The organism is Saccharopolyspora sp. NPDC002686 (assembly GCF_040295745.1).
Taxonomy (GTDB): domain Bacteria; phylum Actinomycetota; class Actinomycetes; order Mycobacteriales; family Pseudonocardiaceae; genus Saccharopolyspora; species Saccharopolyspora oryzae.
The window spans coordinates 1-21,136 of record NZ_JBEOVY010000105.1 but is presented as its reverse complement, the minus strand read 5'-3'; the positions used below and the strand labels follow the sequence as shown (position 1 = coordinate 21,136).

19 protein-coding genes are annotated in these 21,136 nt (G+C 70.0%); 6 read left to right on the top strand and 13 right to left on the bottom strand.

Features of this window, described 5'->3' with window-relative positions; all coding sequences use genetic code 11:
* Positions 1 to 70: 70 nt before the first annotated feature.
* The 7 genes from ABTZ89_RS16270 to aspS form a co-directional block, all read right to left on the bottom strand.
* Positions 71 to 1,567 carry a SulP family inorganic anion transporter gene (locus ABTZ89_RS16270; RefSeq protein WP_270954248.1) on the bottom strand — a complete coding sequence of 499 codons (1,497 nt, stop codon included), beginning with the start codon at positions 1,565 to 1,567 and terminating at the stop codon, positions 71 to 73.
* A 102-nt stretch (positions 1,568 to 1,669) separates the two neighbouring features.
* Positions 1,670 to 2,266: a carbonic anhydrase gene (locus ABTZ89_RS16265; RefSeq protein ID WP_270954249.1), complete on the bottom strand. Its 597-nt coding sequence runs from the start codon at positions 2,264 to 2,266 to the stop codon at positions 1,670 to 1,672.
* Between the two features lie 48 nt (positions 2,267 to 2,314).
* Positions 2,315 to 2,653, bottom strand: coding sequence for a hypothetical protein (locus ABTZ89_RS16260; protein WP_351045212.1), 339 nt, complete (start codon positions 2,651 to 2,653; stop codon positions 2,315 to 2,317).
* A gap of 391 nt (positions 2,654 to 3,044) precedes the next feature.
* On the bottom strand, positions 3,045 to 3,758 hold the full coding sequence (locus ABTZ89_RS16255) for a GNAT family N-acetyltransferase (RefSeq protein WP_351045209.1): 714 nt from the start codon (positions 3,756 to 3,758) through the stop codon (positions 3,045 to 3,047).
* 100 nt (positions 3,759 to 3,858) lie between these two features.
* Positions 3,859 to 5,073 (bottom strand): phosphotransferase family protein, encoded by a 1,215-nt coding sequence (locus tag ABTZ89_RS16250; protein ID WP_351045206.1) that lies wholly within the window; start codon positions 5,071 to 5,073, stop codon positions 3,859 to 3,861.
* Between the two features lie 222 nt (positions 5,074 to 5,295).
* On the bottom strand, positions 5,296 to 6,237 hold the full coding sequence (locus ABTZ89_RS16245) for a DUF389 domain-containing protein (RefSeq protein WP_270954253.1): 942 nt from the start codon (positions 6,235 to 6,237) through the stop codon (positions 5,296 to 5,298).
* A 13-nt stretch (positions 6,238 to 6,250) separates the two neighbouring features.
* Positions 6,251 to 8,071, bottom strand: a complete 1,821-nt coding sequence (gene aspS / locus ABTZ89_RS16240) for an aspartate--tRNA ligase (RefSeq protein WP_351045203.1) — start codon at positions 8,069 to 8,071, stop codon at positions 6,251 to 6,253.
* Between the two features lie 101 nt (positions 8,072 to 8,172).
* Here aspS and ABTZ89_RS16235 point away from each other — a divergent pair, with 101 nt between their 5' ends.
* Both ABTZ89_RS16235 and ABTZ89_RS16230 read left to right on the top strand, forming a co-directional pair.
* Positions 8,173 to 8,400 (top strand): hypothetical protein, encoded by a 228-nt coding sequence (locus tag ABTZ89_RS16235; RefSeq protein ID WP_270954255.1) that lies wholly within the window; start codon positions 8,173 to 8,175, stop codon positions 8,398 to 8,400.
* A 187-nt stretch (positions 8,401 to 8,587) separates the two neighbouring features.
* Positions 8,588 to 9,631, top strand: a complete 1,044-nt coding sequence (locus tag ABTZ89_RS16230) for a hypothetical protein (RefSeq protein WP_270954256.1) — start codon at positions 8,588 to 8,590, stop codon at positions 9,629 to 9,631.
* A gap of 230 nt (positions 9,632 to 9,861) precedes the next feature.
* Here the strand turns inward: ABTZ89_RS16230 and ABTZ89_RS16225 are convergent, their stop codons facing one another.
* Positions 9,862 to 10,929 (bottom strand): Rv2578c family radical SAM protein, encoded by a 1,068-nt coding sequence (locus ABTZ89_RS16225; protein ID WP_351045200.1) that lies wholly within the window; start codon positions 10,927 to 10,929, stop codon positions 9,862 to 9,864.
* 59 nt (positions 10,930 to 10,988) lie between these two features.
* Positions 10,989 to 11,426, bottom strand: coding sequence for a VOC family protein (locus ABTZ89_RS16220; RefSeq protein ID WP_351045197.1), 438 nt, complete (start codon positions 11,424 to 11,426; stop codon positions 10,989 to 10,991).
* A gap of 101 nt (positions 11,427 to 11,527) precedes the next feature.
* Between ABTZ89_RS16220 and ABTZ89_RS16215 the strand changes: the two genes are divergently transcribed.
* From ABTZ89_RS16215 to ABTZ89_RS16205, 3 genes are all read left to right on the top strand, one after another.
* Complete coding sequence (locus ABTZ89_RS16215) at positions 11,528 to 12,175, top strand: MmpS family transport accessory protein (protein WP_351045194.1); 648 nt, start codon at positions 11,528 to 11,530, stop codon at positions 12,173 to 12,175.
* An 84-nt stretch (positions 12,176 to 12,259) separates the two neighbouring features.
* A complete protein-coding gene (locus ABTZ89_RS16210; RefSeq protein WP_351045191.1) occupies positions 12,260 to 12,988 on the top strand; it encodes a Type 1 glutamine amidotransferase-like domain-containing protein in 729 nt (242 codons plus the stop codon).
* Between the two features lie 97 nt (positions 12,989 to 13,085).
* Positions 13,086 to 14,501, top strand: a complete 1,416-nt coding sequence (locus ABTZ89_RS16205; RefSeq protein ID WP_351045188.1) for a YibE/F family protein — start codon at positions 13,086 to 13,088, stop codon at positions 14,499 to 14,501.
* 1 nt (position 14,502) lies between these two features.
* Here ABTZ89_RS16205 and ABTZ89_RS16200 read toward each other — a convergent pair whose 3' ends face one another.
* From ABTZ89_RS16200 to ABTZ89_RS16190, 3 genes are read right to left on the bottom strand one after another with little or no spacing between them, the layout of a single operon-like run.
* Positions 14,503 to 15,141 (bottom strand): hypothetical protein, encoded by a 639-nt coding sequence (locus ABTZ89_RS16200; protein WP_351045185.1) that lies wholly within the window; start codon positions 15,139 to 15,141, stop codon positions 14,503 to 14,505.
* Positions 15,134 to 16,408 (bottom strand): histidine--tRNA ligase, encoded by a 1,275-nt coding sequence (gene hisS, locus ABTZ89_RS16195; RefSeq protein WP_351045182.1) that lies wholly within the window; start codon positions 16,406 to 16,408, stop codon positions 15,134 to 15,136. The genes ABTZ89_RS16200 and hisS overlap by 8 nt, the downstream gene beginning before the upstream one ends.
* A 20-nt stretch (positions 16,409 to 16,428) precedes the next feature.
* A complete protein-coding gene (locus tag ABTZ89_RS16190) occupies positions 16,429 to 17,112 on the bottom strand; it encodes an MBL fold metallo-hydrolase (RefSeq protein WP_270951335.1) in 684 nt (227 codons plus the stop codon).
* 297 nt (positions 17,113 to 17,409) lie between these two features.
* Between ABTZ89_RS16190 and ABTZ89_RS16185 the strand changes: the two genes are divergently transcribed.
* Positions 17,410 to 18,252, top strand: coding sequence for a peptidylprolyl isomerase (locus ABTZ89_RS16185; RefSeq protein ID WP_351045178.1), 843 nt, complete (start codon positions 17,410 to 17,412; stop codon positions 18,250 to 18,252).
* Between the two features lie 245 nt (positions 18,253 to 18,497).
* Here ABTZ89_RS16185 and ABTZ89_RS16180 read toward each other — a convergent pair whose 3' ends face one another.
* On the bottom strand, positions 18,498 to 20,816 hold the full coding sequence (locus ABTZ89_RS16180) for a RelA/SpoT family protein (protein ID WP_270951338.1): 2,319 nt from the start codon (positions 20,814 to 20,816) through the stop codon (positions 18,498 to 18,500).
* Positions 20,817 to 21,136 lie beyond the last annotated feature (320 nt).

The following is a 21,136-nucleotide window of genomic DNA, read 5'->3' as shown; positions in this document are numbered from 1 at the left end:
GGGTGGGGGGTGGGTGGGGTGGGCGGTGGCGCGCCCGCCCCCGCCCGCGCCACCCCACCCACGACTGGCGTCAGCCCACCCTGGCGGGCAGGGCCACTTCGACGGTGCCGTCGCTGCGCCGCCGTTGCGCCGCCCAGTGCTCGACGGCCTGGTGGCAGGCCCGGTCGAGGTGGCGGACCATCGTCAGGTCCAGGTGGACGTGCTTGCCGGTCGGCAGCTGGTCGAGGTGGTCCAGCAGCCGCGGCAACCGCAGGAAGGTCGCGGTGCCGCCCATCTCGACCCGCACCTGCTCGTCACCGTCCTCGGCCTTGACCGACAGCCGGGACACCTCGATCGCGGTCTTGACGATCGCGACGGCCAGCCCGGCCAGCGTGCCGATCAGCAGGTCCGTGGCCACGATCATGCCCGCGGTGAGGATCAGCACGAACGCCTCCGAGCGGTTCTCGCGCACCAGCACCGCGACCTGCCGCAGCTCCAGCAGCTTCCACCCGGCCTGGATCAGCAGGGCGGCGAGCACCGCCGTGGGGATGAAGGACAGCACGCCCGGCAGCAGCACGACGAACAGCAGCAGCCAGAAGCCGTGCAGCACGCGGGAGAGCTTCGTCTTCGCCCCGGCCTGCACGTTCGTGGCGCTGCGCACGATCACCGCGGTCATCGGCAGGGCCCCGAGCAGACCGCAGATGGTGTTGCCCGCGCCCTGCGCCACGAGCTCCTTGTTGTACTGGGTCTTCGGCCCGTCGTGCATGCGGTCCACGGCCGCGGCGCTGAACAGGCTCTCCGCCGAGGCGATCAGCGCGAAGGTCACGATCGAACCGAGCACGGCCAGGTCGAACACCGAACCCCAGCCCGCGGCGTCCGGCGGGTTCAGCGCCGCCAGCAGCGAGCCGACCTCCACCTTCTGCACCGGCAGCACCAGCAGCGCCGCCAGCGCGCTGGTCACCACGACCGCCACGAGCGCGCCCGGCACCAACCGGACCTTCTCCGGGGCCTTCTTCCAGAACGACATGATCAGCAGCGCCAGCACCGCCAGCACCAGTCCGCTGATGCCCTCCGGCGTGGTCACCACCGCCCCGATCAGGTCGGGGATGCCGGCGAACTTCGCCAGCGTGCTCTCGGGTTGTTCGAGACCGCCGACCGGGAAGATCTGGCCGAGGATCAGCACCAGCCCGATGCCGGCCAGCATGCCCTGCACCACCGAGGGCGAGATCGCCCGGAACCAGGTGCCCAGGCGGCTGATGCCCAGCACGATCTGCAGCACACCGGCACCGAGCACGATCACGCCCAGCGCTCTGAGCCCGTGCTGCTCCACCGCGGAGGCCACGAGCACGGTGAGCCCGGCGGCCGGGCCGCTGACCTGCATCGTGCTGCCGGGCATCAGCCCGACCAGGAGGCCACCGACGATGCCGGTGACGATGCCCAGTTCGGCGGGCACGCCGGAGGCGACGGCCACGCCGACGCACAGCGGCACCGCCACCAGGAACACGACGAGCGAGGCACCCAGGTCAGCGCCGAACGTCGGCGGCGCACCGGACTTCCCGCGGGTTTCGGACGTTAGAAGTCGAGTCATCACAATGCCCCTCCAGGGCAAATCGGATGTCGGGACGCAGGCAGCGCCGCGCACCCCGCTGTGCGGGGCGCGGCCTGGGTCCGACTGGCCTTCGAGCAGGCGTTACAGCGGCAGGAAGTCCGGCTCGTCCGGGCTCTGCGGACAGGCGAAGACCAGGCCGGTGTCGATCTCGTAGAACCAGCCGTGCAGCCGCAGCTCGCCCGCGTCGATCCGATCCCGGATGAACGGGTATTCGCGCAGCGTGCGCAGCTGCTCCAAGATGTGCCGCTTGCTCTCGGACCGAACGCTGGGGTCCTCCGGATCAACGCCGGTCAGGCCACCGGTGCCCAGCCAGGTGCACAGCGCGGGGAGCTCCTCCAACCCGCGTCCGGCCATGGTCAGCGCGGTGACCGCGCCGCAGTGCGAGTGGCCGCAGACGATGATGTCCGGCACGCGCAGCTGCAGCACCGCGTATTCGATGGTGGCCATTTCGCTGGACGCCGAGTCCGGCGCGTATTTCGGCACCACATTGCCCGCGGTGCGAAGTTCGAACAGGGTGCCCGGTTCAGCGCCGGTGATCTGGGAGGGGATCACCCGCGAATCGGAGCAGCCGATGAACAGCGCGGACGGTTTCTGGCCCGCGGCCAGCTGCTGTCGGCGAGCCGCGGAAAGCGTGCTCGGGTGGCGTCGGGCGTGTCGCACGAAATGTTCGAAGCTCATTGGGTCTCTCCGTGTCGTCGGCATGGAAATGTCGGCGAGCAGGACCCATCAGTGCCGGACGACCTGGAGCACGGCCGGGGAATGTTTGAGCTTCACGAAATCGTGGTAGGGATCGCTCCCAGGATTTGGGAGGATTCCCGATCGGAGCCCTTCTTCGACGTCGTGGGTGGGCTGCAGCACGCGCGGCAGCGGCACGTTCCGCTCTCGAAACCGGGATCCGCTGCACCGGTGCAGCGCGATGCCGGGCAGCCGCTCGCGGAGCTTCACATCCCGGTGCTCCTTGGTTTCAGGACTGGTTTCCGCAGGTCCCGAACGTGTCGGCGAGCAACCTTGGGCGGTCGCCTGCACCGGGCCCAGCACGGCGAGCGCGATCGCGAGCAGCAGCAACAAGCCTGCTCTCGTGAAGCGCCAAACCTTGCCGTGCACCGAATCCTCCGGTAAATGGGCAGCCGTTCCCCACCGACGTCGTCGACGGTAGAGGAGGAAAGTAGCGAAACGCTGAACCAAAGGTATCCGAAGACCGGCACCCCGGCGCAAGTCGCCGATCCGGGATCGGTGACCCCGAAACAAATGAAGATATGTTAATCGATCGGCCACGACCTGCGAATTCACCCGGTTGCCGGGTGGACACCACCCTCTTCACTGCGGTGAGTAAACAATGTTCACCACTGACAGTAATGGTGATGTGACCAGCATTACCGGATCGAGTGTAGGGCTACTGGCCGCGGAATACCTCGTGCCGAAACCTGCCGGAAACACCTCCCGGAAACTGCAGCGTTCAACGAACTCGGTAGTGGTAGTGGTGCGCCGTCCGGAAGCCCAGCGCCGCGTAAAGCCGCCGCGCACCGGGGTTGTCCTCCTCGACCTGGAGGAAGAGCCGCGCCCCCAGCTCCGATGCCCAGCGCGCACCCGCGCACAGGACCCCGGTGGCGACACCTCGCCCGCGCCAGTCGGGATGCGTGGCCATCCCGTAGATCCCGCACCAGCCCGCCGACTCGGCGAACATCCCCACCCCGACCGGCAGCCCGCCCCGCGAGGCGATCGCGAACCGCGCCCGGGGCAAGCGGTCCAAGCTCGGCTCCGGCGTGCCGCCCACCGCTTCGACAGCGGCCAACCAGGACGGGCCGGTGGACTCCTCCAGCCGCACGTCGAACTCCCCCGCCGAGCACGCGTCGACCACCGGCTCGGCCTCGGCGAACATGACCTCGGTCGGCCCGGTCAGCCGGTATCCCCGCTCGGCGAGCGCGGCATCCAGATCGGCGCGCCGGTCCGGCCGGCTGACCTGGACGATCGCCGCCGCGCCGCGAGCCGCGTAGAACTCCTCGACCCGCTCGATGCCGTCCACGCCCCGCTCGGGCGGGACGGCCGAGTTCGAGCGCTTGCGGTTGAGCAGCTCGCAATGCCGCAGCAGCCAGCCGTCCACCCGCTCCACCGTCGTGGCAGGCCAGGTGGCCACCGCTGCCCGATCGATCTCCGCGCTGAACGGAACCATCCCCACCGCCTGTGCATATCAATTCAGATGAATGGATATGCATCCAAGCAGGTGGGGATGCCGTCGCACAACGCCTTTTCGCCGCGCCGCTGGCGCGGGCTCACGCCGAGCGGAACGCCGGGTAGGGCAGCAGGTGCAGGGCGCCCGCGCCGAAGCGGTCGACCAGCGCGTCGACCACCTGGTCGGCGAGCTCCGCGACGTCGTCCAGCCCGGAGGCCACCGCATCGGCCCGCAGGTGCCGCCACCGGTCGACCAGCGCCGTGCTGCGGCGTGGCGAGGGCATGTGCAGGTCGATGGGCCGGTCGGTCTCGCCGGTGCGCGGCAGGAACCACCACGTCGAAACCCAGACCCACAGCAGCTGGGCGTTGAACAGCCGCGGCAGCAGCACCTCGTCGTCGTCCAGCTCCGGCCAGACCTCGGCGATCTCCGAGCGCCAGGTGGACAACATGCTCTCGGCGAGGTTGTCCGGCAGCGCGTACGAGCACCACGACGACGGGAACGGGTACTGCAGGTACGCCGCGTCCATCGCGACGTCGCGCACGCAGCCCCACTCGAAGTCCAGGAACCGCACCCCGCTGCTGCCGGTCACCAGGCTGTTGTCCGGGCAGATGTCCGACGGGCTGAACGCCCGGTACCGGCTCGACTGCAGCAGCTCGGTCGCGGTGGTGAGCCGCTCGACCATGACCGGCGGGGTGTCCACGCCCAGGACCTGGGTGAGCAGCTCCGGCAGCTCCGACACCGAGCGCACGATGTCGTCGGCCACCGGGTCGGTCCACGACTTGGCGCCCAACCGCCGCATCAGCGCGTCGAAGTCCTCCTCGCAGCCGGCGGTGGTGCTGTGCAGCCGCCCGAGCGCCCGCGCCCAGGCCAGCAGCGCTGTCTCGGCGACCCGGGAGTCGTCGGCGAAGAGCACGTCCGCCAGCGTGGAACCGCGCCCGAGGTCCTCGAGCACCAGCAGGCGCTCGGCCGCGTCGTGCGCGATGAGCTCGGGGCCGACGCGCGCCTCCGGCGGCAGCGCCGTGGTGAGCTGGCAGCTCGCCGCTTCGTGCGCGAACGGGTCCGAACGGGCTTCCGCCGGGCACTCGCCGTAGTGCTTGACCACGACGGTCCTGGGCAGCTCGAAGGGCGACTCGGCGATCCGCACCCGCATGACTACCGAGCGGTCGCTACCACCGAGGTCCTCGGCATCGGCAAGTCGCACCGGAGCTCCGGTCCGCTTGCTCAGCACAGCTTCCGCGGTCCCGACGGTGTCTGTCGCCTCGGTGCTGACCGGGACGCGAACCTCCGGGGGGCCGGTGGTGATCTCCACGCTCATCGTCTCCAGACACTACCCCCACAACATGAACCTGAGCGGCCATAACCGGTCAAGTGACGCACAACCGGTTAGCGCCCGTAATCGCAGCGTGTTCGCCGGTAGGCAGTCGTCCACCACCTCCGCGACGGCACGCTCGACCCCGCGCGCACTCCCCCCTCGACGTGGACGGAACGACTCGGCGTTCGCGTTGCACAGCGGCGAGGATTTCGCCGCGGCCCGTCCCTACAGCATTTCCCTGGTGGGCATCTGGTCACCCACCCCCACCCGCCGAGCCCGGAGCAGGAGGACCGCCGACGCCGCCACGACGATCCCCGCCAGGTTGACCGCGAGCTGGGCGATCGAGCTGGCGCACTGCGCCCAGTCGCCGAGCGTCGCCGCCACCACCGCGTAACCGGCCGCGGGCACCGTGGTGACCGAGATGAACACCCCGACCAGGGCCGCGGATTTCGCCGAGGTCAGCGACAACATCCCGGCCGCCCCGGCCAGCAGCGACACGACGAGCGACGACCAACCGACCTGGTAGATGAACGAAACCTCGCTCACCGCCGGCAGCGCAACGCGGTCGATCAGACCGATCCACTCGCCGCCGAACGCGGCGACAGCGGTGATCAGCATGGCGACCGGGAAACCGACGGCCAGCGCCAACGAGGCCCGCCGCACCAGCAGCCACCGCCGCGACACCAAGCCGACCGCGATGGCGGCCAGCGGCCCGAACTCGGGCCCGACCACCATCGCGCCGACGATCGTCACCGGGGAATCGGTCACCACGCCGACCGCCGCGAGCACGCAGGCGATGGACAGGAACGCGAGGAAGGTGCCGGAGAGCCGGCACTCCTCGCCGGTGCGGGCGATCAGCTCGTCCCACACCACCGCGTCGTCCCCGTCACCGGGGGCCGACTCCTCGGCCTGCTCGGCGCGTTCGGACAGCGTGGTGCCCGCATCGGTGATGGTCACCGCGCCGACCTGGGCGAGTTCCGACGCCCGGATCGCGGCCAGCACTTCGTCGGCGGCCTCGCGCGCCAGGTCGACCTCGATGAGGTCGCCCGCCGGCTCCAGCGCGCCACCGCGCACCAGCACGACATGAGCCGCACCTGGGTGCGACCGGACCGCGGCCAGCACCCGTTCGGTGTGCTCGGCCGGACAGATCACCCGCAGGTGCAGCACGTCGCGACTCCGGTCAGCCCTGCTTCTCCACCACGCCGGGCGGGAACACCGAGATGCTCTCCTCGCCGACCTTCGCGGCCGGCTTGGCGTCGATACCGGCTTCCTTGCGCTGCTCGATGGTGATCGGGGACGGCGCCGAGGTCAGCGGGTCGAACCCGCCGCCGCTCTTCGGGAAGGCGATGACGTCGCGCAGCGAGGAGGCACCGGCCAGCAGCATGCAGATCCGGTCCCAGCCGAAGGCGATGCCGCCGTGCGGCGGCGGGCCGAACTTGAACGCCTCGAGCAGGAAGCCGAACTTGTCCTGCGCCTGCTCCTGGGAGATGCCCAGCAGCTCGAACACCCGCTCCTGCACGTCCGAGCGGTGGATACGGATCGACCCGCCACCGATCTCGTTTCCGTTGCAGACGATGTCGTAGGCCCAGGCCAGCGCGTTGGCCGGGTCCTCCTCGAAGTTGTCCACCCAGTCGGCGTTCGGCGAGGTGAACGGGTGGTGCACCGCGGTCCAGCGGCCGCTGCCGACGGCCACGTCGTCGGTCTCGTCGATCGGCTCGAACATCGGGGCGTCGACGACCCACACGAACGCCCAGGCGTCGTGGTCGATCAGGCCGCAGCGCTCACCGATCTCCAGCCGGGCCGCGCCGAGCAGGCCGCGAGCCGCCGAACGCGGACCCGCCGCGAAGAACACGCAGTCGCCGGGGTTGGCGCCGACGGCCTTGGCCAGGCCTTCCCGCTCCGCGTCGGAGAGGTTCTTGGCGACCGGGCCGGACAGCGTGCCGTCCTCACCGACCAGGACGTAGGCCAGGCCCTTGTGCCCGCGCTGCTTGGCCCACTCCTGCCAGGCGTCGAGCTGGCGCCGCGGCTGGCTCGCGCCGCCCGGCATCACCACGGCACCGACGTACGGGGCCTTGAACACCCGGAACGGGGTGTCCTTGAAGTACTCGGTCATCTCGGTGAGCTCGAGGCCGAAGCGCAGGTCCGGCTTGTCCGTGCCGTACTTGGCCATCGCCTCGGCGTAGGTCATCCGGGGGATCGGGCGCGGGATCTCGTGGTCGGCCAGCTTGCCCCACAGCGCCGCCAGGATCGACTCGCCCAGCTCGATGACGTCGTCCTGGTCGACGAAGCTCATCTCGATGTCGAGCTGGGTGAACTCCGGCTGCCGGTCGGCGCGGAAGTCCTCGTCGCGGTAGCAGCGCGCGATCTGGTAGTAGCGCTCGAGGCCGCCGACCATCAGCAGCTGCTTGAACAGCTGCGGCGACTGCGGCAGCGCGTACCAGTTGCCGGGCTGCAGCCGCGCCGGGATCAGGAAGTCCCGCGCGCCTTCCGGCGTCGAGCGGGTCATGGTGGGCGTCTCGACCTCGACGAAGTCGCGGTCGTGCAGGACGTCGCGCGCGATGCGGTTGATCTCGCTGCGCATCCGCATGGCCTTGGCCGGCTCGGCGCGGCGCAGGTCCAGGTAGCGGTGCTTGAGCCGGACCTCCTCGCCGACCTCCAGGTGCTCGTCCAGCGGGAACGGCAGCGGCGCGGACTCCGAGAGCACCACCAGCTCGGTGGCGGTCACCTCGATCTCACCGGTGGGGATCTCCGGGTTCTCGTTGCCCTCCGGGCGCCGGATCACCTCGCCGGTGACCTGGATGCAGAACTCGGAGCGCAGCCGGTGGGCGCGCTCGGCCATCTCGCCCTCGCGGAAGACGACCTGGGCGACGCCCGAAGCGTCGCGCAGATCGATGAAGATGACCCCGCCGTGATCGCGACGGCGCGCCACCCACCCGGCGAGGGTGACGGTCTGCCCGGCATGACCGGCGCGCAGCGATCCGGTCTCGTGCGTGCGCATCACGGGTACTGAGCTCCTTCTTCCGCTGTTGCCAGCGTTTCGACGGCATTTGCTTCGCTGTCGCCAGCACCGCCGGGGCCGCACCAGATGCGGGCTCAACAGGCATGACGCAGGACTTCAAGGCTAGCCAACGAGGGCTGGCGCACGCCCGGCAGGTGCCGCGCGTCGATCCGCCGCCGCGCAGCGTCACCAACCGCGCTGGGCACGGACACCGGTCGCGCGGCGCGCTGGCCCGGATCACCGCGGCGAAGTTCGCCCCGTTGGTCCGTTCACCGCAGCGGCACCAAATGGTCGATACCAATTTTGGGTCGGGTGCGCCACAATTCACCTGATTCGAAGATCGATCGACGATGAGGCAACGGCTTTGTCCGGCACCGCAACGCGCACCAGGAGTTGAATACCACCTTAAGCCAGCCCTGTTCCGACTTTAGTTGGAGACACCTACCGGAACTCGGTCGTTGCGTATGGCAGATCCACTCATTAGCGTAAGTTCGGATTCGGCGGACACGAGGAGTAACGATGATCGGCCCGAAAACAGAGGCCCGCCCGACCGCGCAACCGCCCGTCCGGAACGCGCAACACGGGACGAACGCGCTGTCGGCCGAACTCGCTGAACTGCTGCGCACCGGACCGTTCGAGGCGGCCCTGCGCACCGCGATCCGAGCCAGCAGGTTGAGCCTGGAGCGCATCCAGCACCGGCTGCGCGCCCGCGGCACCCCGGTCAGCATCACCGCGCTGAGCTACTGGCAGTCCGGTCGCCGACGCCCGGAGCGCCCGGACTCCCTGCTCGCGCTGCAGCAGCTCGAACAGGTCCTGGGCGTGCCGGAGAACGCGCTGTCCGCGCTGCTCGGCCCGCCGCGCCCCCGCGGCCGCACCCGGCAGGCGCCGGCCGAGGCGCCGCCGCTGAGCTCCCTGTGGTCGGAGAACGAATCGGCCGCCGAGCTGCTCACCAAGATCGACACCAGCCACGACAGCAAGCTCGCCCGCCTCAGCCACCACGACGTGGTGCACGTCGACCAGCGCGGTGAGCTGCGCAAGATCCGCACCCGCAAGCTGGTCCGGGCCGAGACCAACGGCGTGGACCGCTGGGTGATCATGTTCGACGGGGCCTCGTCCGGCGAGAACCCGCCGATCATCCGGCCCATCCGGTCCTGCCGGCTCGGCCAGGTGCTCACCGATCACGCCCGCGACCTGGTGGTCGCCGAGCTGCTGTTCGACCGCGCGCTGGCCCGCGGCGAGACGATGCTGCTCGAGTACGAGATCATCGACCCGCCGACCGGCCCGAACGAGGTCGAGCACAGCTTCTGCCGGCTGTTCCGGCTCCCGGTGCGGCAGTACGTGGCCGAGCTGCAGTTCGACCCGGCGCACCCGCCGACCCGCTGCGAGAGCTACGTGGGCGACTCCACCACGCAGGAGGTGGAGCCCCCGAAGCCGCTCACCGTGGACCGGTTCGGGCGCACCCACGCGGTGGCGCTGGACTTCGGGATGGGCGTCTTCGGCGTCCGCTGGCAGCCCGAGGAGCAGCTGGGCACCAGTTCGTCCTCCCGCACGACCACCCGGTGAGGCGAGCCGGATAATCGGCCGGGCACGCACCGTAACCGGTTATCCGGCCGCTTCCGAACATCGGTTGAATCTGGCACGAGGTCCCGGAATTTTTAACGCCCGGGAAACAGTCGGCCGATTTCCGAAACGGACCAGCAATCATCTTCGGCAGCATTGCCGAACTCCAATCGAAAACGATATGCATCTGCATTACCCGGTCGATCCCACCCGCGGCGCAGCCCCTCGGCGCGTCACAGCAGGCTGAGCTGCCGCACCTCCTCCACCTCGGCATCCGTTCGCGCGGCACCGGCGACTTCCCGGAACCGCGGCACCTGCGGCGGCCGGACGCCGTGGCGCTGCTTGGCCTCGGCTACCCGCGCCAGCACGTCCCGCTGATAGGACTTCGGCAGGTACGACCCGTTGCGGTACAGCCGGGAGTACATCGGCACCAGCTCGGGGTGCTCCCGCTGCAACCAGCCCCGGAACCACTCCCTCGCTCCCGGCCGCAGGTGCAGCAGCAGGGGCGTGATGCTCGAAGCCCCCGCCGCGACCAGCTCCCGCACCGCGGCATCGATCTGCTCCGGACCGTCGCTGAGCCCGGGCAGGATCGGCGCCATCAGCACCGAGCAGCCGATCCCGGCATCGGCGAACCGACGCACCACGTCCAACCGACGACGCGGCGAAGGCGCACCCGGCTCGACGGCACGCCAGAGCCCCTCGTCGATCGAACCGACCGAAACCGCCACCGACACCGGCGCCACTTCAGCTGCCTGCACGATCAGGTCGAGATCGCGCAGGATCAACGTCCCCTTGGTGAGGATCGAGAACGGGTTGGCCCGGTCCCGGAGCGCGGAGATGATCTCCCGCATCAACCGGTACCGCCCCTCGGCGCGCTGGTACGGATCGGTGTTGGTCCCCATCGCGATCGCCTCACCGGTCCAGCGCGGGCCCGCCAGCTCCTTGCGCAGCAGCGCCCCGGCGTTGACCTTCACGACGATCTTGCTGTCGAAGTCGTGCCCCGCATCCAGGTCCAAGTACGTGTGAGTACGCCGCGCGAAGCAGTACCGGCAGGCGTGCCCGCATCCCCGGTACGGGTTGACCGTCCAGCCGAACGGCACGGCGGACTCCCCCGGAACCCGGTTGATGATCGACTTCGCCTGCACCTCGATCGCGTAAGCGTCCTCGGTCCCCGCCTCGATCGGCACCGGCTCAGGCAGCCGCAGCCCGGCCCGACCGCTCCCGCGCTCAGCAGGCTCCGGCAGGCCGAGCGGCAATGCGGGGTCCTCCCCCGACCCAACTCGCTGACGTTCCCATCGCATGGTTCAATTCGAACACAGTTTCGACATCATGTCGACTCGGTTCACCCCACCGTGCAGGGTCAGCCGAGTTCCTCGGCCAGCGCGACGAGGATGCCCCCAGGTCCGCGCACGTAGCAGAGCCGATAGCTGTCCTCGTACTGCTCCAGCTCGCCCACGAGCTCGGCGCCGTGGGCGCGCAGCCGGGCGATGACGCCCTCGATGTCCTCGACGGCGAACATGATGCGACGAATCCCGAGGGTGTTGACCGGCGCGTTCGGCTCAGCGGTGGTGGCCGGCGGCGTGTGGAACTTCGTCAGCTCGAGTCGTCCGTGGCCGTCCGGGGTCCGCACCACGGCCAAGTCGGCCTGGACGCCGTCGAGCCCGACGAGGCGGTCCACTCCTGGCCCGCCGACCGATGCCTCGCCCTCGAGCTCCAGGCCGAGCTCGAGGAAGAACGCGATGGCAGCCGGGAGGTCGTCGACCACGATGCCGACGTTGTCCATCCGCTGGATCGCCATGATTACCTCCGATGTCGCGCGGCCCCGTGGCCGCTCGTGCCCCTGGGACGAAGCCGTTGCCGCGTTCTCGACATCCGCGGCCGGAAGAATCTTCACCCCGAATGCATGCGGTCGCGCAGCCGCGCAACGGTTTTGGAACCACCGGTTTCGTCTTGGGCCTGGTCGGCCTGATCTTCTCCTTCATCCCGATCATCGGCGTGATCGCCTGGCCGCTGGTGATCCTGGGACTGATCTTCGGCATCCTCGGTTTCAACCGCGCGCGCAAGGGGGTTGCGACCAACAGCGGTTTGGCGATCACCGGCATCGTCCTGTCGGCGATCGGCTTGGTGGTGTGCATCGTCTGGGCCGCGGCGTTCGGCAAGGCCGCCGACGACATCAACCGGAACATGCAGCAGCTCGAGCAGGGGAAACCCGCAGCACCGCCGATCGGCGAGGCTCCGGCCGACAACTCCTCGGCGCAGCCCCGCACGGTGGTTTACGAGGTGACCGGCTCCGGCAAGGCGCTCAACATCACCTACACCACCGACGGCATGACGTCCGTGGAACAGCAGCAGGATGCCGCGCTGCCGTTCACGAAGGAGATCAGCCTTCCGCCCGAGGCGTTCCAGATGTTCTCGGTGTCCGCCCAGAACGCTGGGAACGGCACGATCTCCTGCAAGATCACCGTCGACGGCAAGGTGCTCAAAGAAGCTTCGAGCAACGGCCAGTACAGCGTCGTGATGTGCAACGGCGACGTCAAGAACTGGTGATTCCGCCTGACGTGAATGCGTTCCCGCACTGGAGATCGGTGCGGGGGCGCGTTCGCCGTCTCCCGACGTCAGTAGTCTCCGCTCATGGCTGCTGATGTTCCGACGATTCTCGCCACCTCTGGAGGCGTCCGGGCTTCCGCGCGGCTGCGCTGGGAAGTCGGCCCGTTGACGAGGTATGCGGTCGACCTCGCCGGCGTTGCCGACCGGGCTCCGCGGGTGTGCTTCCTCGCGACCGCTTGCGGGGACGACGAACGGCTGATCGCGACCTTCTACGACAACGCATGGCGCGAGGGGTGGGGCGGCAGCCACATCTCGCTGTTCCCGATGCCGAACATCAGCGATCTGCGCGAACACCTGCTCGCGCAGGACGTCGTGTGGGTTTGGGGCGGCAGCGTCGCCGGGCTGCTGGCCATGTGGCGCCTGCACGGGCTCGACGCCGCCCTCCGCGAAGCGTGGCAGGCGGGCGTGGTCCTGACCGGTGTTTCCGCCGGTTCGATCTGCTGGCACACCGGCGGCACCACCGACTCGTTCGGACCCGCTCTCCAGCCGGTGACCAACGGCCTCGGCATGCTGCCGTGGTCCAACGGCGTCCACTACGACAGCGAGCCCGAACGCCGACCGCTCTTCCAGTCCCTCATCGCGGACGGCACCCTCCCCGCCGGGTACGCGACCGACGACGGCGTCGGCTTGCTCTACCGCGGAACCGAGATGGTCGAAGCGCTCGCGGAGAAGAAGAAGGCCGGCGCCTACCGGGTGGAACGCGGCCCCGACGGCACCGCCGTCGAAACCCGGCTGGACGTCCGCAAGATCTGACGAATGCACGGCTTCCTCCGACCGAGAGCTCGGACGCAGCGGGGGCACGGGCGCCCCGTGCGGGCGACACCGTTTAGGTGGTCCGCATAATTGCCCGGTGACCGAGCGCCCTCCTGCTGCTGAGCCGCCCCCTCCCGGTGGCGACCACCGCGCCCGCCACCGCCGCCCGAACAGCCCGGAACGGCGTCCGAGCGCCCCGCCGCCCGCCACTGGGCACGGCCACGGTCACGGGCATGGCCACGGACCGGCCGAGCCGGCGTCGAAGCAGGTCAAGCGCGTGCTGGCGATCGCACTGGTGCCCTTCGCGCTGGCCGCGGTCGTCGGCGTGCTGCTGCTCTACCCCTTCGGGCACGAAGAGCGCAGCGGTGCCGATCTCGGGTTCGGGCAGCATCCGGTGAACGGCGAGGTCGTCTCCGCCGTTTCAGGTCCGTGCACCGAGGACGCGCCGGGGCAGGGCGGGTGCGTGATCCTCGACGTGCGGATGCAGGACGGGCCGCGGCCCGGGGAGAGCATCAAGCAGGTCGTCCCCACCGACCCCGGCAGCCCGCGGTTCGCCGTCGGTGACGCCGTCGTGCTCAGCTATTCCGGAGCCAACGCCCAGGACCCGAGCTCCTACCAGGTCGTCGACTTCCAGCGCGGCACTCCGCTGCTGGTTCTGGCTCTGGTGTTCGCAGCGGCGGTGCTGGTGCTCGGCCGGTGGCAGGGGTTCGCCGCGCTGATCGCGCTCGGGTTGAGCTTCGTGGTGCTGATCGGGTTCGTGCTGCCCGCCGTGCTGGCCGGGGAGGATCCGCTGCTGGTGGCGGTCGTCGGAGCCGGGCTGATCATGTTCATCGCCCTCTACCTCACGCACGGCTTCTCCGCGCGGACCTCCACCGCCGTGCTCGGCACCATGCTGAGCCTGGCGCTGATCGGCGTGCTCAGCTCGGTGTTCGCGGCGGCCACCAGCCTGACCGGACTGGACGAGGACACCTCGAGCCTGATGGGTCTGCTCGGCACGCCGATCGATGCGCGCGGACTGCTGCTGGCCGGGGTCGTGATCGGCGCGCTGGGCGTGCTCGACGACGTCACGGTGACCCAGACCAGCGCGGTGTGGGAGCTGCGCAAGGCCAACCCGTCGCTGACCTGGCGGGAGCTGTACTCCTCCGGTCTGCAGATCGGCCGCGACCACGTCTCCTCCGCGGTGAACACGCTGGTCCTGGCCTACGCAGGCGCCGCATTGCCGATGCTGATCGCCTACACGCTCTCCGGGCGGAGCTTCGGCGAGATCGTCAGCTCCCAAGCCGTGGCGCAGGAAGTCGTGCGGACCCTGGTGGGCAGCATCGGCCTGGTCGCGGCGGTGCCGATCACCACGGCGATCGCCGCCGCGGTGGCCGTCCGGGAACCGGCGGGAACAGCACCGCGGAAATCAGTGGCGGACCGGGTCGGGAAGGCGGCGGCCACCAGCGCCGGATCAGCGACCGTGCGCAGGCGACCGCCGAACCGCCCCGGCGACTCCACCGCAACCCGCCGCTGAGTCAGCGCCCCAGTTCCGCGACGAACTTCGACACCGCGTCGGAGTTGAGGCGCTGCGCCATGCGACCCGGCGGTGCCGCCGAGGCCAGCACGTACAGCGGGCGCTGCGGCGCCGCGTCCCCGCGGGCCTCCGAGCGCAACTGCTCGACGATCAGCTGCGAGAGCACCAGGGCCCTGGTGTCCGCGTTGCTGGCGAGCGTGTCCGCCAGCTTCCGCAGCGCGTAAATCCCCAGCTCGCGGCCGCCGGTGCCGGCGTACATGGCCAGCGAGACGCTGATCGCCCTGCCCTTGGGCGGCCCGGCGACCAGCAGGTTCACCGTGCGCGCCCCGCGCAGGTCGGTGATGAACAGCTCGAGCCGGTCGGCCTCGCGCACCGAGACCACGCGAGTGCCCAGCGCGCGGGCGATCACCTGGCCGTCGCGCAGCGTCAGGGTCTTGCGCGACTCGGTGAGGGCCAGCAGCAGCAACGGGATCCCCACGATCGCCGCCGCGATCGCGAACCCCTCGACACCCGCGAACAGGCCCACGACACCGCCGAACGCGGCCGCCACGAGGACGGCCGCGATCGTGGTGTTGCGCGCTCGGGTCCGGACCGTCTTGCGGTCCAGGAGGTCGAGCGAGATCGCCTCGGCGTCACCCACCGAACGGCTCCGCCACAGCGGCGCGCACGTCGTCGACCAGGCTCTCCAGCGCCACCGCGCGCTGCTCACCGCTGGCCAGCTCCTTGAGCTGCGCGGTCCCGGCTTCGAGGTCGCGCTCGCCCAGCACCAGCGCGAACCGCGCACCGGAGCGGTCAGCGGCCTTCATCGCGCCCTTGAGGCCCTTGCCGCCGTACGCGACGTCGACGCGCACCCCGGCGGCCCGCAGGCCACCCGCCGCCGCGACGAGCCGGCGCTTGGCGGTCTCGCCCATCGGCACGCAGTAGACGTCGCAGCGCGCCGGGTCGCCCACGGTGAGGCCCTCCGCCTGGCAGGCCAGCAGGGTGCGGTCCACGCCGAGGCCGAAGCCGACACCGGAGAGCTCCTGGCCGCCGAGCTCGGCCATCAGACCGTCGTAGCGGCCACCGCCACCGATGCCGGACTGCGCGCCGAGCCCGTCGTGCACGAACTCGAAGGTCGTCTTCGTGTAGTAGTCCAGGCCGCGCACCAGGCGCGGGTTCTCCACGAACTGCACGCCCAGGTCGATCAGGTGCGCCTTGACCTGCTCGTAGTGCTCCTTGGACTCCGCCGAGAGGTGGTCGACCATCAGCGGCGCGTCGGCGACCATCTCGCGCACCTCGGGGCGCTTGTCGTCGAGCACCCGCAGCGGGTTGAGCTCCGCGCGGCGGCGGGTCTCCTCGTCCAACGGCAGGCCGCTCAGGAACTCCTGCAGCTTGGCGCGGTAGGCCGGGCGGCACGAGTTGTCGCCGAGCGAGGTGATCTCGATGCGGTGCCCGGTCAGGCCCAGCCGGCGGTAGCCCTCGTCGGCGATCGCGATGACCTCGGCGTCCAGCGCCGGGTCGTCGATGCCGATCGCCTCGACGCCGAGCTGCTGCAGCTGCCGGTAGCGACCGGCCTGCGGGCGCTCGTAGCGGAAGAACGCGCCGCTGTAGTACAGCTTCACCGGCAGCTGGCCGCGGTCCAGGCCGTGCTCGATGACCGACCTGGTCACGCCCGCGGTGCCCTCCGGCCGCAGCGTCACGGACCGGCCGCCGCGGTCGGCGAAGGTGTACATCTCCTTGGTCACGACGTCGGTGGACTCCCCGACGCCGCGGGCGAACAGCGAGGTCTCCTCGAACAGCGGCAGCTCGATGTAGCCGTAGCCCGCGCGGCGGGCGGCGTCGGCCAGGGTGTCGCGGACCGCCAGGAAGCCGGCCGACTCCGGCGGGTAGTACTCCGGGATGCCCTTGGGTGCGTTGAACGTGGTCATGGGTGGTGGTTCAGTCCTCGTCAGGAGATGGCGTCGGAGGCGGGCAGGCCCTGCAGGAACGGGTTGCCCGCGCGTTCGCGCCCGATGGTGGTGGTCGGTCCGTGGCCCGGCAGCACGACGACGTCGTCGTCCAGCGGCAGGATTTCGGTGCTCAGCGACTCGAGCATCCGGTCGTGGTCGCCGCCGGGCAGATCGGTGCGTCCGATGGCGCCGGCGAAGAGGGTGTCGCCGGACAGCAGCAGCCGTCCTCCCTCCTCGGCCTCGACGCCGAACAGCACCGACCCGCCGGTATGGCCCGGGGTGTGCGTGACGTCGAAGCGCATCCCGGCCAGCTCCAGCACGTCGCCGTGGGCGATCTCGCGGACGTCGGCGGGCGCGTCCACCACCAGGCCGTCGCCGAACAGCTGCCGCCCGGCCGGGCCGAGCGCGGCACCGGGGTCGGCGAGCATGAACCGGTCGTCCGGGTGGATGTGCGCCGGGATGTCGTGCTCGGCGCAGATCTCACCAGCGGAGAGCACGTGGTCGAAGTGCCCGTGGGTGAGCAGCACCGCTGCCGGGGTGAGCCGGCGCTCGGCCAGCTGTGCGCGCAGCGGCTCCGCGGCGTCCTGCCCCGGGTCGACCACGACGCAGGGTTCGCCCTCCCCGCGCGCGAGGACGTAGCAGTTCGCCTGCAGCGGCCCAACCGGGAATCCGAGGACAAGCACGAAGAGCGACCTTTCGTTGCAGCGACACCCGATGGCGCGGGTCGGCTGACCCCAGATTATCGTCCCGCCCGCACGCACCTCCGCGTGGCGCTGCACGCTCTCGAAACCTGTCTGCGTCGCGGCGCTAGCAGCGGAACCTCAGCGGTGCAAGCGCCGAGGGCTGGCCATGCGCCTGACGGCGCAGCAAGGCAGAAGATCAAGCGCGAGGATCGAAGGCAGACTCTCAGGAAGCGCTGCGGGGTCACCCCATAAACTCCCCGAACAACATCAGGTTCACCGATTCCGGGGAGGGAGCAGGTGCCCAGCAACGAGCAGCGTCGCCAGGCGGCCAAGCGGAAGCTCGAGCGCCAGATGGAGCGCCGGGCGGAGCAGGCCAAGCGACGCCGGGTGATCACCATCGGCTCGACGATCGTCGTGGTCATCGCGGTCGTGGCCGGTGTCTTCTACTTCACCCGCACCGGTGGTGAAGACGCCGCGCAGCAGCAGCCGACCCCGCAGGCTCAGCCCGAGATCCAGATCCCCACCGAGCTCGCGCCGCCGCCGAAGCGGCCGACGCCGCTCGCGGACCAGGTCTCCTGCCAGTACCGCCCGGACGGCAAGGGCCCGAGCAAGCCGGTGCAGCCGCCGGCCAACGGCGAGGTGTCCTCGAAGGGCACCGTGCAGGCCACCATCAACACCAGCCAGGGCGCGATCCCGCTGACCCTGGACCGGTCGCTGGCGCCGTGCACCGTGAACAGCTTCATCAGCCTGGCCAAGCAGGGCTTCTACGACCAGACCTCGTGCCACCGGATCGGCACCAGCGGCCTGCAGATGCTGCAGTGCGGCGACCCGACCGGCTCCGGCAGCGGCGGCCCGGGCTACGCCTTCGACGACGAGACCTTCCCCGAGCTGCAGTACGGCCGCGGTTACCTGGCGATGGCCAACGCCGGGCCGAACACCAACGGCAGCCAGTTCTTCATGGTCTTCGGCGAAGCACCGCTGTCCCCGGACTACACCGTGTTCGGCACGATCTCCGAAGACGGCCTGAAGGTCATCGACGACGTCGCTCGCGCCGGTGACGACGGGGCGTACGAGCCGTCGCCGGGCGGCGGCAAGCCGAACAAGCCGGTCGTCTTCGAGAAGGTCGACGTCCAGGCCTGATCAACGGCGCCGAGAAGGGGCGTCGCCCACGGGCGGCGCCCCTTTCGCACGCCCCAGGCCGGGGCAAGACGCAAAATTCAATGGAAATCGGATGTCCAATTTCCATTGAAATCGCACAACTCCCCCCGCGCTCGGGCGTGTCGGGGGTGCTGCGGGACCACAGTTTCAATTGAAACTGCGGATCCCAGGCACGGCGGATCACAGTTTCAATTGAAACTGCAGTTCAGCGCACGATCGGGGGTCCGTCAGGTGGCGGAGGTGACTCGGTAGACGTCGTAGACGCCTTCGATGTTCCGGACCGCCTTGAGGACGTGGCCCAGGTGCTTGGGGTCGCCCATCTCGAAGGAGAAGCGGCTGACCGCCACCCGGTCGTTCGAGGTGGTCACCGACGCCGACAGGATGTTCACCCGCTCGTCGGCCAGCACCTTGGTGACGTCGGAGAGCAGGCGGTGCCGGTCCAGGGCCTCCACCTGGATCGCCACCAGGAACACCGAGGACGCCGACGGCGCCCAGTACACGTCGACCAGCCGCTCGGGCGTGCTGCGCAGGTCGTCGGCGTTGGTGCAGTCCGTGCGGTGCACGCTGACCCAGCCGCCGCGGGTCACGAAGCCGAGGATCTCGTCGCCGGGCACCGGCGTGCAGCAGCGCGCCAGCTTCGCCCACACGTCACCGGCGTCCTTGACCACCACACCGGAGTCACCGCTGCTGCGGCGCTTGCCGCGCAGCGTCGACGGCGTCGACTTCTCCGCGATCTCGTCGGCTGCCTGCTCCTCGCCGCCGATGAAGACCACCAGCCGCTGCACCAGGTGCTGCGCGGAGAGCTGCTTCTCCCCCACCGCCGCGTACAGCGCGGTGACGTCGACGTAGTGCAGTTCGCGGGCCACCGCGCCGAGGGTTTCGGCGGAGACCAGGCGCTGCACCGGCAGGCCGAGGCGGCGGATCTCCTTGGCGATCAGCTCCTTGCCGGACTCGATCGCCTCCTCGCGGCGCTCCTTGGCGAACCACTGCTTGATCTTGGCCTTCGCCCGCGGCGAGGCCACGAACGACAGCCAGTCCCGGCTCGGCCCCGAGCCCTCCGCCTTGGAGGTGAAGATCTCGACGACCTCGCCGTTCTCCAGCTTGCGCTCCAGGGCCACCAGCCGGCCGTTGACGCGCGCACCGATGCAGCGGTGGCCGACCTCGGTGTGCACCGCGTAGGCGAAGTCCACCGGCGTCGACCCCGAGGGCAGCGTGATCACATCGCCCTTCGGGGTGAAGACGAAGATCTCCCTGGTCGCCAGGTCGTAGCGCAGCGACTCCAGGAACTCGCCCGGGTCCGCGGCCTCCCGCTGCCAGTCGAGCAGCTGGCGCATCCACGCCATCTCGTCGACCTCGACGGCCGACTGCCCGCCGCTGCCGTTGCGGCCCTTGGTCTCCTTGTACCGCCAGTGCGCCGCGATGCCGTACTCGGCGGTGCGGTGCATCTCGTGGGTGCGGATCTGCACCTCCAGCGGCTTGCCCTCCGGGCCGATCACCGTGGTGTGCAGGGACTGGTACACGCCGAAGCGGGGCTGGGCGATGTAGTCCTTGAACCGGCCGGGCATCGGCTGCCACAGCGCGTGCACCACGCCCATCGCCGCGTAGCAGTCGCGGACCTCGTCGACCAGTATCCGCACGCCCACCAGGTCGTGGATGTCGTCGAAGTCGCGGCCCCGCACGATCATCTTCTGGTGGATCGAGTAGTAGTGCTTGGGGCGGCCTTCGACCTTCGCGGCCAGCCGGGCGGTGTCGAGCTGGTGGGACAGCTCGTCGATCACGGTGCGCAGGTAGGTGTCGCGGGACGGGGCGCGGTTGGCGACCAGGCGCACGATCTCGTCGTACTTCTTCGGCTGCAAGATGGCGAAGGCCAGGTCCTCCAGCTCCCACTTGATGGTGGCCATGCCCAGCCGGTGCGCCAGCGGGGCCAGCACCTCGAGGGTCTCGCGGGCCTTGCGGGCCTGCTTCTCCGGCGGCAGGAACCGCATGGTGCGCATGTTGTGCAGCCGGTCGGCCAGCTTGATCACCAGCACCCGCGGGTCGCGGGCCATCGCGATGATCATCTTGCGGATGGTCTCGGCCTCCGCCGCCGCGCCGAGCTTGACCTTGTCCAGCTTGGTGACGCCGTCGACCAGGTGCGAGACCTCTTCGCCGAAGTCGGCGGCGAGCTTGTCCAGGGAGTAGTCGGTGTCCTCGACGGTGTCGTGCAGCAGGCCCGCCACCAGCGTGGTGGTGTCCATGCCCAGCTCGGCGAGGATGGTGGCGACCGCGAGCGGATGGGTGATGTAGGGGTCGCCGGATTTTCGCTTCTGGGTGCGGTGCTTGGCCTCGGCCACGTCGTAAGCCCGCTGCAGCAGTCCCAGGTCGGCCTGCGGGTGCAGCTCGCGGTGCACCGTCGCCAGCGGTTCGAGGACCTGCTTGACCGGGGCGGCTCGCTGCGCGGTGATCTTCCTGGCCAGCCTGGCTCGGACCCGGCGGGTCGCCGACGCCGGTCGCGGCTCGGCAACCGGGTCGGTCGCCGACGCAGGAGATTCGACGTGTTGGCTCACCGCACGCTCCCGGGATCAGATGTTGCATTCCCAGGTCCGGGGACCCGGACACTGAGAATAACGCCAACCGGGCGACGGGCCTTCCCTGGTGCGGTTGTGATACGCCCAGCGGTCACCTGGCGCAGCCGATCGACGCCCCCGACTTCACCCGGACCGATCATCAACAGCGAAGTCCGCCAGATCCTCGTCCGCGATGTGCCTGGTATCAGGCTTGGAGGAGAGCTCTGACTTCCTCGCCCATGATCTTGTCCCGGCCTTCCAGCGCGGTGAGCTCGAGGACCACCGCCGCTGCCGCGACCTCAGCACCGGCCTGCCGCACC